12 protein-coding genes are annotated in these 13,918 nt (G+C 62.3%); 4 read left to right on the top strand and 8 right to left on the bottom strand.

The genetic code is table 11. From position 1 onward, the window contains the following. Positions 1 to 11: 11 nt before the first annotated feature. The 6 genes from ACFUOZ_RS00280 to dinB all read right to left on the bottom strand — a co-directional run bounded on the left by ACFUOZ_RS00280 (position 12) and on the right by dinB (position 6,459). The gene (locus ACFUOZ_RS00280; RefSeq protein ID WP_377543495.1) at positions 12 to 1,808 is read right to left on the bottom strand and encodes a peptidoglycan D,D-transpeptidase FtsI family protein; all 1,797 of its coding nucleotides are present in this window, start codon (positions 1,806 to 1,808) and stop codon (positions 12 to 14) included. 42 nt (positions 1,809 to 1,850) lie between these two features. Continuing rightward, positions 1,851 to 2,504, bottom strand: coding sequence for a hypothetical protein (locus ACFUOZ_RS00275; RefSeq protein WP_377543492.1), 654 nt, complete (start codon positions 2,502 to 2,504; stop codon positions 1,851 to 1,853). Then, a complete protein-coding gene (gene rsmH / locus ACFUOZ_RS00270; protein WP_377543490.1) occupies positions 2,501 to 3,529 on the bottom strand; it encodes a 16S rRNA (cytosine(1402)-N(4))-methyltransferase RsmH in 1,029 nt (342 codons plus the stop codon). The genes ACFUOZ_RS00275 and rsmH overlap by 4 nt, the downstream gene beginning before the upstream one ends. Positions 3,530 to 3,663: 134 nt before the next feature. Next, on the bottom strand, positions 3,664 to 4,095 hold the full coding sequence (gene mraZ, locus ACFUOZ_RS00265; protein ID WP_026542500.1) for a division/cell wall cluster transcriptional repressor MraZ: 432 nt from the start codon (positions 4,093 to 4,095) through the stop codon (positions 3,664 to 3,666). Between the two features lie 493 nt (positions 4,096 to 4,588). Beyond that, complete coding sequence (locus ACFUOZ_RS00260; protein WP_377543486.1) at positions 4,589 to 4,957, bottom strand: DUF3040 domain-containing protein; 369 nt, start codon at positions 4,955 to 4,957, stop codon at positions 4,589 to 4,591. Positions 4,958 to 5,196: 239 nt separating this feature from the next. After that, entirely contained in the window at positions 5,197 to 6,459 is a 1,263-nt protein-coding gene (gene dinB / locus ACFUOZ_RS00255; RefSeq protein WP_377543484.1) for a DNA polymerase IV, read from the bottom strand. Between the two features lie 72 nt (positions 6,460 to 6,531). On the opposite strand from dinB, the gene ACFUOZ_RS00250 reads away from it, so the two are divergent. Continuing rightward, positions 6,532 to 7,122, top strand: a complete 591-nt coding sequence (locus ACFUOZ_RS00250) for a hypothetical protein (RefSeq protein WP_377543482.1) — start codon at positions 6,532 to 6,534, stop codon at positions 7,120 to 7,122. After that, complete coding sequence (locus tag ACFUOZ_RS00245; protein WP_377543480.1) at positions 7,119 to 8,213, top strand: polyprenyl synthetase family protein; 1,095 nt, start codon at positions 7,119 to 7,121, stop codon at positions 8,211 to 8,213. Before ACFUOZ_RS00250 ends, ACFUOZ_RS00245 begins: the two co-directional genes overlap by 4 nt. A 123-nt stretch (positions 8,214 to 8,336) precedes the next feature. Here the strand turns inward: ACFUOZ_RS00245 and ACFUOZ_RS00240 are convergent, their stop codons facing one another. Beyond that, positions 8,337 to 8,690 (bottom strand): Rv2175c family DNA-binding protein, encoded by a 354-nt coding sequence (locus ACFUOZ_RS00240; protein ID WP_377543477.1) that lies wholly within the window; start codon positions 8,688 to 8,690, stop codon positions 8,337 to 8,339. A 258-nt stretch (positions 8,691 to 8,948) separates the two neighbouring features. On the opposite strand from ACFUOZ_RS00240, the gene ACFUOZ_RS00235 reads away from it, so the two are divergent. Both ACFUOZ_RS00235 and pknB read left to right on the top strand, forming a co-directional pair. Beyond that, the gene (locus tag ACFUOZ_RS00235) at positions 8,949 to 10,286 is read left to right on the top strand and encodes a LysM peptidoglycan-binding domain-containing protein (protein ID WP_377543475.1); all 1,338 of its coding nucleotides are present in this window, start codon (positions 8,949 to 8,951) and stop codon (positions 10,284 to 10,286) included. An 89-nt stretch (positions 10,287 to 10,375) separates the two neighbouring features. Beyond that, positions 10,376 to 12,415 carry a Stk1 family PASTA domain-containing Ser/Thr kinase gene (gene pknB, locus ACFUOZ_RS00230; RefSeq protein ID WP_377544938.1) on the top strand — a complete coding sequence of 680 codons (2,040 nt, stop codon included), beginning with the start codon at positions 10,376 to 10,378 and terminating at the stop codon, positions 12,413 to 12,415. 82 nt (positions 12,416 to 12,497) lie between these two features. On the opposite strand, the gene ACFUOZ_RS00225 is transcribed toward pknB, so the two are convergent. Continuing rightward, positions 12,498 to 13,901, bottom strand: a complete 1,404-nt coding sequence (locus ACFUOZ_RS00225; RefSeq protein ID WP_377543472.1) for a class II 3-deoxy-7-phosphoheptulonate synthase — start codon at positions 13,899 to 13,901, stop codon at positions 12,498 to 12,500. Positions 13,902 to 13,918 lie beyond the last annotated feature (17 nt).

Here is a 13,918-nt window from a genome sequence, read left to right as displayed (position 1 = left end):
GCCCAAAAAGCTTACTTGACGAACTGGGGCAGCCGCGCGGGAGTTCCCGTGGAAGGAGCCACGTTGTAGGTCCGCAGGACCTGCGACATCACCGATCGGAATACCGGCCCATTGGTGATTCCATAGATGTTTCCCTTGGGGCGCTGCAGGACGACTTCGACGACGAACCTCGGGTCATCCATAGGTGCCATGCCCACCATGGAGGCCGTGTAGCCATCGAAGCCCGGCAGTCCGTCCTCCCTGGGCGCCTGTGAGGTTCCGGTCTTCGCTCCTACGCGGTAGCCGTCGATGGCGGCGTCCTTGATTTGCCCCTCTGTCACGGCGCTTTCAAGGATGTCGCGGACCTGTTGGGCTGTGTCCTTGGAGACCACCTGCCGGGAATCCTTGGCAGGGGCTTTCTCCTCCTGCCCATCGGGATGGATATAGCCGTCAATCAACCGCGGCTGCAGCATCACACCGTTGTTGGCGATGCTCTGGAAGGCCCGCACTGTCTGGAGCGTGGACTGCGACACTCCTTGGCCGAACAGCACCGTGTATTGCTGGCGTTCATCCCATTGGTCGGGCGTGGCAAGGATGCCTTTCGCTTCAGCCGGCAGCCCGATGTCGGTCTGTTCTCCGATGCCGAATTTCTTCAGCCAGTCATACCGCTGCTCTTTGCTCAGGCGGCTGCCGACCATGACCGTGCCTGTGTTCATGGACCACCCAAGGATGCCCGCAAGGGTGCGTTCTTCAGTGCCGTGCTCAAAAGCGTCCGTGAATGTCTGGCCGTCAACGGTGTAGGCCGACGGGATGGTGAAGTGGTCCAGCGGGAAAGACTTTCCCTCCTCGATGGCGGCCGCAGCCGTGATCATTTTCTGGACCGAGCCGGGCTCGTAGGCGGCGGTCACCGAACGCACCCCGCGGTCCTTGGCATCGACCTTGCCGGGGTCGTTGGGGTCCGGGGCATTGGTATCGGCCATCGCGATGAGGTTGCCGGTCTTGGCGTCCATCACGACGATGGAACCCCACTCGGCGTTCATCTTGTTGACCTGGCTCTGGATGGCCTGTTGCGCGAAGTACTGGATATCCGTGTTGATGGTCAGTTTGACGTCACTGCCATCTACGGCCGGCGTCAGCTCGTCCGTTGCCACGGGGATACGGAGACCGTCGGCGCCGATCTCGAATACGCGCTTTCCTTCTGTGCCGCGGAGAACCTCGTCCTGGGTTTGCTCAATACCGGCCTGGCCCGTGGTTCCGTCCTTCAGGAAACCAACTACCCCGCCGGCGACGCTGCCGTTCGGGTATACGCGCTTGCTGATGCCTTCGGCCCTGAGTCCCGGGATGTAGAGCTTAGTGATGCGGTCTTCCAACTCAGGCTTGATGTCCTTGGCTACCACGGAGTACCGCTTATCCCCTGTCAGGGACTCCCGCATCTTGGCAACATCAGTGCCCAAAAGGGCGGCAAGATCCGCGATCCCCTGATCCCGGGTGATTTCGTCGAGCTTTTCGGTTTTCTCGTTGAACCGGTGGAATGTCGCGGTGTTGGTGTTGACGGTCTGGTCTACCACGATGTTGTACCTGATGACGCTGCTTGCCAGGACTGTGCCGTTTGCGTCCAGGATCTGGCCCCGCTCGGCAGGGAGGACCTGCGGCGTCAGCCGCTTGGCAAGGGCGGCCTCAGCCATCCCGCCCATGTCCAGGCCCTGCACCATGAACAACTTGCCACCCACCACCAGCAGCAGGCTCAGCATGATGCCGAGCCCAACACGCAGCCGCTTTCGTGCCGCCGGCGTCTTCGTTTTTTTCGATGTGCCGGGGTTCTGAGCCACGTTTATTCCTTGCTGCTGGCCTTGGTTCAGTGGACGGATGGACTATTGCCCGGGGGTCTTCTGCTGGGGGGCCGGTACCGACCCACCATGGAGATCCACCGGCGGTGTAGCTGCCGGAGCAGCCGGCGGGGTTGCCTGCGCTGCGGGCGCTGCGGGAGCAACCGGTTTGAGGTTCTCCAACGGATCCTTGGTGGTCACCGAGGGAACAACATCAAGAACGCCTCCCACGGCGGGTGGAGCAAGAACAGCACCAGGGTTGTCGCCCTTGACTGCGGGAGTCGCCTTGCCGGTCACTGTCATCGTGTTCAGGTCAATCTGGCCTTTGACGGTGGAAGGTACCATTCCCAATTCTGTAGCCTTGGCTGCCAGATTCTGGGGAGCTTCGTAGTTCTGCTTCTTCTGTGTCAGGTCCTGGTTTTCCTTGTTGAGGGTCGCAGCCTGGGCCTTGAGCTGCACCAACTGGTACTGCGCCGTGGACACAGAGATGTTCAGGACAAGGACGGTCAGGAGAGCCGCGGCCATGGCAACGAAGCACAGAACCACGAAAGGGGTCCTGCGCCGGCCCGGGGCGCTGCGCACCAATGAGAGCGGCGTGCGGGCCCTGCGGGTACCGTCAGCTTTGCCAGGGGACGCCGGGAGGGTACGCGCGGTGTTGCCCACCACGGAGGGCAAAGTCCTCGCTGTGGCGTTGCTCATGCGTCTCTCCTCGGTTTGATGCGTTCGACGGCCCTCAGTCGTGCAGAGGCCGCCCGGGGGTTCTCTGCGATTTCAGCCGCTGTGGGCACTTCCGTGCCTTTGGTAATGGTCTTCAATTCGGGTTTGTGCTCTTCGAGCTCCACGGGGAAGCCCAGTGGAGCTGACGATTTGGAACCCTTTTGGAATACGGATTTCACGATCTTGTCCTCCAGTGAGTGGTAGGACATGACTACGACGCGTCCGCCCACGGCCGTGGAGGCGACCGCAGCCGGAACTGCGCGCTCCAGGACATCGAGTTCTTCGTTGACCTCGATGCGCAGGGCCTGGAACGTACGCTTGGCCGGGTGTCCCCCGCTCTTTGCCGCAGCCGCCGGCACCACTTTGCGGATCTGCTCCACCAGCTCACCGGTTGTCGCAAAGGGCTTCTCAACCCTGGCGTTGACGATCCTGTTGGCGATCCTTCCCGCAAACTTTTCCTCGCCCCACTTGCGGATGATACGGACCAGGTCTTCCTCGCTGTAGTTGTTCACTACGTCGGCGGCGGTCTGGCCACGGCTCGTGTCCATACGCATATCCAGTGGTGCGTCGTAGGAGTAGGCGAAACCGCGTTCGCGTTCGTCCAGCTGCAACGAAGAAACGCCAAGGTCCATCAGGATTCCATGGACTTCCTGGATGCCGAGGTCAGCCAGCACGTCCTCGATTTCGTCGTACACGGCGTGAACCAGGTCCGTGCGCTGGGAAAAGGGCTCCAGACGGGCGCCGGCCAGCGACAACGCTTCCTCATCCCGGTCGATGCCGACCAGGTGAAGATCGGGGAAACGCTGCAGCATCGCTTCGGAGTGCCCACCCATGCCGAGGGTCGCATCAATGGCAACGGGAGTCTCTCCACGACTCCTTGCAGCTTCGAACCCGGGAGCGAGCAGGTTGATGCAGCGGTCTTTCAGGACGGGCACGTGACGCTCAGATGTGGGCTTTGCCGCGTCCTGCTCTTCCACGCTGCCTCCTCTTTCCTCAGTTACGTGCATGGTGATTCTTGAATCGGATCCCCATCCGCGCCTATCGTCCGGCCGGCCTGGCTCAGGGGAAGTTGAGCCAGGAAGACTGTTCGATGGGCGGCTGGAGATCCCATTCAAGAAGCGGTACTGCTTCCTCTGACCGGTTAGATGAACCCGGGCAGATTATCGTCATCCGTTTCCGAGAAGGCTGCTTCCTTCTCGTTGAGGTACTCATTCCAAGCTTCGGCATCCCAGATTTCGGCCCGGGTTCCGGCACCAATCACCGCCAGTTCCCGCCCCAAGCCTGCATATGCGCGGAGCGCCGGCGGAATCGTCACGCGCCCCTGCTTGTCAGGTACTTCATCCGAGGCCCCGGACAGAAAGACCCGGATGTAGTCACGTGCCTGCTTGGAGGACAATGGCGCCTCCCGCATCGACTCGTGGATACGTTCGAATTCCTTCTGGCTGAAGACGTAGATGCAGCGTTCCTGGCCCCTTGTGAGAACCAAGCCCTCTGCCAGCTCCTCCCGGAACTTGGCGGGAAGTATGATCCGGCCCTTTTCATCCAGACGAGGCGAGTGAGTGCCCAGAAACACTGGCCCCACCGCCCCTCAGTCAAGGTGCCCGCACATACCTAACACTGCCACTACCCTCTTATGCGCTCCACTTTACTCCACAACGCCCCACAGTCAACGCAGACATGGGCGTTTCTCCACCACATTGACATTCCGCTGGGCCGGATCGGCGCGGATTTGCAGGGGTGGAGCGAAATGGTGGTCTTCGAGGCCCGGCGGCCGGATCGGCGTCGGGTCTTGGTGCGCAAGGCGCTCCGGGCGCGGCCCTGGGACACAATCGCCCACCTATCGGGGAGGAAAGTGGAGCAGGTGGTGGGAAATGGAGGGACGGGCGGCATGCCCGTTAACAGCAAAAGGACCCGCTGAACGGGTCCTTTAACAGAAACGGGGTCCTTTGATGGAGGAGGTCAGTAGTCAGGTGTTCAGGAGAAACGGGGAAACTCAGGCATGCCAGATTGAGGCTGACAATACACACCGCATCCCGCGGCCCTTTGGTCAGGGACCGTCCCCTCCGTCAATGGTCGTCGCGGCGCCGTTCGTCCCAGCGCTCTTCGAGGCTGCTCATGAAAGTGCTCTTGGGCTTGGACTTCCCAGGTTTTCCCTTGCCGGCTTTTCCGAACGCGGATCCACGCAACGTAGCGAAGTACACACCAGCACCCATGACAACAAAGCCGAGGACACCCACTGGAATCGCCTGCAGCGAAACGCCAACAAGCAGGAGAAGAATGCCGGCAATCGCGCCAAGGACGCCGATGATGACATGGCGGGTTGACCAGCTGCGGATGGGATCCGAACCCATGGTGTTGGCAAACTTCGGATCGTCCTCGTGAAGTTGCTTTTCAAGTTGCTCAAGCAGCTTCTGTTCGTGCTCCGAGAGGGGCATCGCGACCTCCTTTAGTCAGCCAGCGTCTGGACACAACGCGTCCTGTGCGTCTGCTTACCCCAACGATCGGACCAAGAATTTCGTTCCCAAAATGCCCTCTTGGTTCAGCGGGCATCCCAGGGCCGACTGTTCAGGAAACAGTTTGTCCAGACGATCTAAATCTCTGTAATAAACAGGATAGTTTGTCCCGGGCCGTTCTGAAAGACGCCCGGGGCCATGCGGGACCAAGGTCACAGGAATCAAGGACCAGAGGCAGGCTTGCCCGGCTCCAGGAGTCGTGCGGGAAGCAGTGTCCTGGACCCAAAACGCTGCGAAACCCTGTCCAGGGCCTGCTCCGCGGCACGCCAGTTGTCATCACGGCGGTCCAGGCTTAGTTGCATCGATGTCTGACCGGCTGGTTCCAATTGCTCAGCCCTCACACCCACCAGCCTGACACTCATGGCGCGGGGGCCCAAGGACTCCAGGAGTTGCCCGGCCACCTGGTAAATCAGCTGCGCACTGTCGACGGGGGTGTGCAGGGTGCGGCTGCGGGAGACGGTGGAGAAATCGGCGTAGCGGAGCTTCAAGGCAACCGTCCGGGCCAGCATTCCGGAGCTCCGCAGCCTGGTGGCGGTGCGGTGGGACAACCGCAACAACTCCCTGTTCAGCAAGGCATCATCTGCTGTGTCAACAGAAAAAGTCTCTTCAGCGCCAATGCTCTTTTCAAGCCTGGTGGGTGTTACGGGACGGGGGTCGATTCCCAGGGAAAGCCTGTGCACGTGCTCGCCGCTTGCCCCAAGGACCTTCTTCAGGGAGGACAAAGGAGTCGCAGCCACATCGGCGACCGTTCGGATCCCCATGCGTGCCAGAACCTCACCGGTCTTGCCACCCACGCCCCACAGTGCGCTGACCGGAAGGCTGTGCAGGTACGCAAGGGTATCGTCAGCATCGATCTGCAGGATGCCATCGGGCTTGCACCGGGTGGAGGCAATCTTGGCCACGAATTTGCTGCCGGCGATCCCCACCGAAGCCGTGATCCCCAGCTCTGAGTGGACCCGTCTCCGAATTAGATGGCCAATGTCCAAAGGCGCACCCAGCCGACGGATGGCTCCGCCGACATCCAGGAACGCTTCGTCCACGCTCAGTGGCTCCACCAGGTCCGTGATGGAGCCGAAGATCTCCATGAGCTGCGCAGAGACCTCGTAGTACAAAGTGTGCCGGGGATTGATGACCACTGCAGCGGGGCACCGCCTCATCGCAATGGACATCGGCATGGCGGACTTGACCCCGGTGGCACGGGCTTCATAGGAAGCGGAGAGAACCACGGACCGCTCAGCGGGGAACCCCACGATTACGGGCTTGCCGCGCAGCTCCGGCCGGCTCCGGAGTTCCACGGAAACGAAGAACGCGTCCATGTCAACGTGCAATATGCTGGTTCGCCTCAATTCCCGCAGGGCGTCTCCAGCGCTGCGGGCTGGACTTTGGCCTGCGTTTGACTCGCCGCCGGGTGCTTCCTGCCTCACAACGGCAATACTATGCCCGGGCACTGACTAAACTGGAGGCAATGTCCGGCTCAGCCCCAGGAAGGATACCCTGTGAAGCTTTTTGGAACTCCCCAGTCGCGAGGGTTTGCCCTGCTCGCAGTCAGTGTCGCAGTGGCGGCCTCCGCATGCACGCCCTCGCCAAGCGGCTCGGCGGCTCCTTCACCCACCGTCGCTTCCTCGTCGACATCGGCGCCGTCCGGCAGCGTGTCGCCCACCGGCAGTGCGTCGTCGGCCAGCGGCGCGCCCTCCCCCGAGACCACGGCCTTCACAGAGTCCAGCACGCCGGACCCGAATGCCACAGCCACGGTCAACGCACTCGTTCCCGGATTCCCCGAGCAGCTTATTCCCGTCATGCCCAAGACTTCGGTGCGGTCCAGCAGCTTCGACAAGAATGCCTCCCTGGCAACGGTGGCGCTTGTCGGGGCGATCAAAGCGCCCCCGCAGGGAGTCGTGGATTACTACAAATCCTCACTTGAAGCCCAGGGCTTCAAGCTTGTCCCTGGACCCGAGGCGGTCGGGAATGTCACGTCCTTGGACTTTGTCCGCGGCGACGGGGAGACAGTGAATGTCTCCATCACGCAGAAGGAGGGTGTCTCAACCTTCACCATCGGCGCCAATGTGGCGGCCGGGTCCATCAAGTGACGCCTGACTCCCTCGTAGCCTCCGAGCAAGCCCGTTTCATCGGTGGCGTCGCCGCCAAGCTCAACGGCTTCCTTTCGGGGCAGCGGGACATCATGGCGACGGTTTCACCGGATGTCGCCCCCCTCATCGGCTCGATTTCCACGCTTGTCACAGGCGGCAAACGCCTAAGGGCGCTGATGTGCTACTGGGGCTGGAGGGGCGCCGGTGGACTCGCTGACGATCCCGACATCCTGACTGCCGGCTGCGCTTTGGAACTCTTCCAGGCAGCAGCCCTGATCCACGACGACATCATCGACCGCTCCGATACCCGCCGGGGCGGCCCAAGCGTGCATAAGCGGTTCAGCCAACTCCATGAAACCAATGGTTGGGCCCTGGACAGCGAACACTTTGGCGACGCCGCAGCCATCCTGACCGGCGACCTCTGCCTCTCGTTCAGCGAAGAGGCGTTCACTGACATCGGGGTCCGCGCTGCCTCAGGCAGCCCGGCCCGCCGGATCTTCAATTTGATGCGGGCAGAGGTCATGGCCGGTCAATACCTCGACATCCTTGAAGAGGTGGCGGGACCAGTTCGTGACCATGCCGGTTCCGTGGACCGGGCCAGGTCCATCATTCGCTACAAGTCGGCCAAGTACTCCGCTGAGCATCCGCTGGCATTGGGCGGCGCTCTTGCCGGTGCGCCGGCTGGCCTGCTCGAGGGCTACTCCAGTTTTTCGCTGCCGCTCGGGGAGGCGTTCCAGATGCGGGACGACGTCCTCGGCGTCTTCGGGGACCCTGCAACCACCGGAAAGCCTGCAGGCGATGACCTGCGTGAAGGCAAACGCACAGTGCTTGTGGGCTTTGCCCTGAACCAGGCCCCGCCAACGGGCGCCGCTTTTCTTGACCGCATGCTGGGCAACCCGGAGCTCGGAGATGACGACGTCGAGCGGATCCGTCACCTCATGGTCGAGTGCGGCGCCCTGGAGGCCACCGAGGCCCTGATTGCACAACTGAGCGCGGACGCCTTTGCCGCCCTGGAACGCTTGCCCTTGGACGAGGTGCCGCTTCTGGCGTTGGGCCAGCTTGCCGAAGCGGCAGTCAGCCGGGCGGCCTGACACGGAAGCCGGCTTTCGCCGGGCGGCGCCAGTAAGGCGGGGAGATGACGACGACGACGGTTGGGGACCGCCGTCGTCGTCGTCGTTTTATGTCTTTGTTGTTCCGGCGGTACGCGGGCGCAATTACCAGGCCAAAGATTGGGCGCGGCGCCTGATCTCTGTTTTGCGGCCCTCACGCAGGGCGTCAATGGGGCGGCCACGCAGCGATTCATCGGGAGTAAAGAGCCAGATGATCAATTCTTCGTCGCTGTAGCCGGCGTCGCTGAGGACCGCGATGGTGCCCTTCAAGCTGTCCACAACGTGCCCGTCTTGAATAAACAGGGCAGGGATGGAGCGGATATTCCGTTCCCCCTGCCTGATGGCCACGATCGCGCGCTCATCCAACAGTCCGTGGACTTTGGTGATGGATACTTCCAGCAGCTCGGCTACATCCGGAAGCGGCAACCACTCAGAAACAAGGCTTTCTACATTACTCACGGATCAAGGTTGCCACGCCGCCCCGCCCCTCGCCTAGCCGGGAAGCCGAATGCCCGATCCGAACTGGCCAATATCCCCTGATAACCGCCCCCCATAAATATCAGCGGCAATGTTCCTTGACGGGATTTGTTGTGCCCAGTCAATAAGTGTGAGAGATTCACACTGATCACACTTGCACCATTGATAACATCAGTAACATTGGCAACACTGACAACAGCGTTAACAATCAACCCCGCTGTTTGAGATGAGGACTCCTTCATGACGACGACCCGTTCGCCGAAACGAACCATGAGCATGCCCGTTATCGCGGCAACTACGGCCGCGCTTCCCGCTGTGGTTTTGTCTTCGCTTGCGCTGGCGCAACCGTCTGTCGCCGCGCCCGCACCCCAACCCCGAAAACTTCCCGCCACCCTGGTTGCTGCCATGAAGGCCCAGGCCGCCACGACCGGCACGGTCATCCCGGCGCAAGCGGTTCCGGCTACCCTTCCCGCGGCCCTTCGTCCCATGGCCCCTGTGGTACCGGACAACTACACGGTGGTCCGCGGTGACACCATCAGTGCGATCGCCCGACGATTCAACCTTGATACGTCCGCCGTTCTCCAGCTGAACAAGTTGACCCCGACAACGCTCATCTACCCCGGGCAGAGCATCAAGCTCAGCGGGACTGCACCAGCGGCTCCTGCTCCCAGCGCTCCGCCCGCAGCCGGTTCCACCAACACCGCCACCGTCTACACGGTGGTCTCCGGAGATACCCTCGGCGGCATCGCGGCCAAGCACGGCGTGCCCCTGTCGAGCATTTTCAGCTGGAACAACCTCAACGGAAGCTCCATCATCTACCCGGGCCAAAAGATCAAGGTCAGCGGCGGATCTGCGCCGTCAACACCTGCTGCCCCTGCGCCGGCGCCTGCCCCCGCACCTGCTCCCCTGGCCAGCACGGGTACCTACACCATCAAGGCCGGCGACACCCTCAGCTCCATCGCGTCGCGGTTGGGTGTCTCGTTGTCCGCTCTCATGTCGGCCAACAACGTGAACGCAAGCACGGTCATCTACCCGGGCCAGAAACTGAGCATCCCGGGCAGCAGCCTGCAGCCCGCAGGCGAGACCAAGCCGCTGGTCCCCAGCACCTTCCTGGGCTTCACCTACCCCCCGGCCGTAGTCAGCTCCGCCAACGAAAACAAGGCGCTCCTTAACGCTTCCCCTGTTCCCAGCCGCGCCGAAATGAAGGGCATCGTGGCTGATACGGCACGACGGATGGGAGTCAGCCCCTCGCTGGCGCTGGCTTTCGCGGAACAGGAATCCGGATTCGACCAGCGTGCCGTTTCCCCGGCCAACGCCATTGGCACCATGCAGGTCATCCCGTCATCCGGCCAATGGGCGTCCGATCTGGTAGGCCGAAAGCTGAACCTCCTGGATCCGTATGACAATGCCACAGCAGGCGTTGCCATCATCCGCGCACTGTTGGCCACAAGCAAGGATCTGGATACTGCCATTGCGGGCTACTACCAAGGACAGTATTCGGTGAGCAAGTACGGCATGTACGAAGACACCAAGCGTTACGTTGCGTCCATCAAGGCACGTCAACGTACATTCGGCTAGGCCTGTCCGGCACTCAGGAAGGGGCCCGCATCCCATGGGATTCGGGCCCCTTCCGTAGTCTCGATTAGGATCGTAGGGTGCAAGAACCTATGCAGGACCACCTCATCGGGACCACCGTGGACGGGCGCTACGTGGTCCATTCCCGCCTCGCGAAGGGCGGTATGTCCACCGTCTACCTGGCCACGGACAGGCGCCTGGAACGCGACGTAGCCCTCAAGGTCCTGCACCCGCATTTGGCGAATGACCAAACCTTCCTTGAACGGCTCAGCCGCGAAGCGAAAGCCGCAGCGAGCCTGTCCCACCCTCATATCGTAGGTGTCCTCGACCAGGGCGAAGACGGCCACATCGCCTACCTCGTCATGGAGTACGTCAAGGGACACACACTCCGGGATGTCCTTAACCAGCAAGGAGCGCTCCCGCCCCGGCTTGCCCTGGCGTTGATTGATCCTGTGATCGAGGGCCTGGCTGCGGCCCACGCCTCAGGGCTCATACACCGCGACATCAAACCCGAGAACGTGCTTATCGCAGACGACGGCCGGATCAAGGTGGGCGACTTCGGCCTGGCCAGGGCAATCTCGGCCAACACCAGCACCGGCGCGCTGATAGGCACTGTTGCCTACCTGGCTCCCGAACTCGTCCTCGGACAACCGGCGGATGCCCGAAGCGACATCTATTCGGCCGGGATCATGCTCTACGAATTGCTGACAGGCAAGCAACCGTACAGCGGCGATTCCCCCATCCAGGTGGCCTACCAGCACGTGAACTCGGCAGTTGACCGTCCCTCCGAAGCGGTACCTGGGCTTGCCGAAGATCTGGATGAACTCGTTCAATGGTGCACCGCCGTCGACGCCGAAAAGCGGCCCGTTGATGGCTCAGCCTTGCTCACGGAACTGCGTCACATCCGTACGACGCTCACCGACGGGCAACTTGACCACCGGCAGCAGCCAGCCACCACGAACCTCTCCCAGGCACCCACGGCAGCCGTCGTTGCGGCGGGTCCGGACAGCAATGCCACCGAGGCAATCACGACCACCGCTTCACCCACGGAGTTCATTTCCCACCAAAGCAACCCGACCACCATCATGGCCGCCGGTGGGCCGTCCTACCAGGCGCCGGCCGCCGCCCCCGGCGTGGACAACCGTCCCCCCGGCAAAAGAGATCTGAAGCGGCTCGAACGGCAGCAGGCCAAGGACCGGGCCCGGGCGGCGGCAACTCCCGTGCGGCCACTCAGGGAAGGCAACCCCCGTCGTCGTGGACTGATCTGGACCGTAGTGATCGTTATTCTTGCGCTGTTGGCGGCAAGCGCAGGCTGGTTCTTCGGCATGGGGCCCGGAGCCCCCGGGACCGTACCCGACGTCAAGAACAAGACGGTCGCCGAAGCGCAGCAGCTGCTCCGCACCGCCGGCTTCCAGTCCGAGCCCCAGGACGTTTTCGACGACGACATCCTGGCCGGTCTGGCAGTGGGCACCAAACCGGAATCCGGCGCAGAAGTGCGGAAGTTCCAGCCCATCACGCTTTTTGTCTCCAAGGGAGCCCAGTTGTTCCCCCTCCCGGACCTCACCGGGGGCACCCTCGATCAGGCCAAGACTGCCCTGAATGGAGCCCAAATGGCCTTGGGCAACGTCACCCAGGCATTCGATGAGAAGGTGCCTGCAGGCGTCGTCATCGCCCAGGACCCCGCCAAAGGCAAGGAAGTCCGCCACGGTACGCCTGTTGCCCTGGTGGTTTCCAAGGGTCCCCAGCCCATACCGGTGCCCGATGTGCGGGGCCTCGCACAGGACGCGGCCGTCAAGGCCATCCAGGATGCCGGGCTGAAGGCGGTCATCGCTCCGGAGACCGTCAATGACAAGAGCGTCCCCAAGGGCTCGGTGGTCTCACAGGTCCCCGCCAACGGCACGCTCATCAAGGGCGAGACTGTGACGTTGACGGTCTCGAAGGGGCCAAAGATGGTCAAGGTCCCAAGCTTCATCGGCAAACAGGCTGCTGAGGCGGAGAGGGAGCTCAAGAAGCTGGGCTTCAAGGTGGAGACCAACAAGATCCTGGGCGGATTCTTCGGAACAGTCCGGGACCAGAGCCCGGTCAATGTCGAGGTTCCGGAAAATTCGGTAATCACGCTGACGGTGGTGTAAACCGGCCAAAAAAGCACAGCCACCAAAAAGCGCGGCCCGGAGAAATCCGGACCGCGCTTTTCTGCTGTGGCGTTGTGGTGTGCTACCTCTTCGAGAGGGCTCCTGCTACCAGGAAGGCCATCTCCAGCGACTGCATGTGGTTCAGGCGCGGATCGCACACGGACTCGTAGCGGTCCAGGAACGCGTCCTGGTCGATCGGGTCCGCACCGCCCAGGCATTCGGCAACGTCATCGCCGGTCATTTCCACGTGCAGGCCACCAGGGACAGTACCCAAGGAGTGGTGCACTTCGAAGAAGCCACGGACTTCATCAATGACGTCGTCGAAGTTGCGGGTCTTGTAGCCATTGGGAGAGGTCACCGTGTTGCCGTGCATGGGGTCCGTTACCCAGAGGACCTGCGCGCCGGAGGCGGTGACGCGTTCGACGACGGCCGGCAGCTTCTCGCGGATGTTCTTCGCACCCATGCGGGTAATGAAGGTCAGGCGGCCAGGTTCGCGGTTCGGGTCCAGCTTGTCGATGAGGCGCAAGGCATCATCGCCGCTGGTGGTTGGACCCAGCTTCACGCCAATGGGGTTGCGCACTCGGGAGAGAAAGTCCACGTGCGCGTGGTCGAGCTCCCGGGTCCGCTCGCCGATCCACAGGAAGTGGGCCGAGGTGTCGTACGGCAAGCCGGTGCGGGAGTCGATGCGGGTCAGGGCGCGCTCGTAATCCAGCAGCAGCGCTTCATGGCTGGCAAAGAATTCGACGCGCTTGAGAGCCTCAAAGTCGGCGCCACAAGAATCCATGAACTTGATGGCGCGGTCGATGTCCCTGGCCAGCGACTCGTAGCGCGCATGGGCCGGGTTCTCCGTGAAGCCTTTGTTCCACTGGTGGACCAGGCGGAGGTCGGCGAAACCACCCTGGGTGAAGGCGCGGATCAGGTTCAGGGTGGAGGCAGAGGTGTGGTAGGCCTGCAGCATCCGGCCGGCGTCGTGGGCACGGGATTCCGGGGTGAAGTCGTATCCGTTGACGATGTCGCCGCGGTAAGCCGGGAGTGTGACGCCGTTGCGGGTCTCATCATTGGACGAACGCGGCTTGGCGAACTGTCCGGCCATGCGGCCCATCTTGATCACGGGCATTGCTGCTCCGTACGTCAGCACCACTGCCATCTGCAGGATGGTTTTGACACGTGCGCTGATCTTGTCCGCCGTGGCAGCTTCGAATGTTTCTGCGCAGTCACCACCCTGGAGCAGGAACGCCTTGCCTTGCGCTGCAGCAGCCAGACGCTCCCTCAAGACATCCACTTCGCCCGCAAAGACCAACGGCGGAACGATGGAAAGTTCCTTGACGGAGGCCTTGAAAACCTCCGCATCAGACCACGTTGGCTGCTGCGAAATCGGCAGCTCGCGCCATGCGTCGAGTCCGGGGTAGTTCGCTGCTCCGCTCTGGGCGGTGCTGGCGAGTGGATCTGCGGTGGGAAGTGCGGTGTTTGCGGTAAGCTCAGTCACCCTTCAAGAGTAGTGGC

The organism is Paenarthrobacter sp. NPDC057355 (assembly GCF_042667405.1).
Taxonomy (GTDB): Bacteria; Actinomycetota; Actinomycetes; order Actinomycetales; family Micrococcaceae; genus Arthrobacter.
The sequence above is the reverse complement of the archived record's forward strand: the minus strand, read 5'-3'. Positions and strand labels throughout refer to the sequence as shown.

Coding starts and splice junctions, on each gene's coding strand:
- ACFUOZ_RS00275 (WP_377543492.1), bottom strand. CDS start 2,504: ATGAGCAACGCCACAGCGAGGACTTTGCCCTCCGTGGTGGGCAACACC.
- rsmH (WP_377543490.1), bottom strand. CDS start 3,529: ATGCACGTAACTGAGGAAAGAGGAGGCAGCGTGGAAGAGCAGGACGCG.
- ACFUOZ_RS00260 (WP_377543486.1), bottom strand. CDS start 4,957: ATGCCCCTCTCGGAGCACGAACAGAAGCTGCTTGAGCAACTTGAAAAG.
- ACFUOZ_RS00235 (WP_377543475.1), top strand. CDS start 8,949: ATGACGACGACCCGTTCGCCGAAACGAACCATGAGCATGCCCGTTATC.
- pknB (WP_377544938.1), top strand. CDS start 10,376: ATGCAGGACCACCTCATCGGGACCACCGTGGACGGGCGCTACGTGGTC.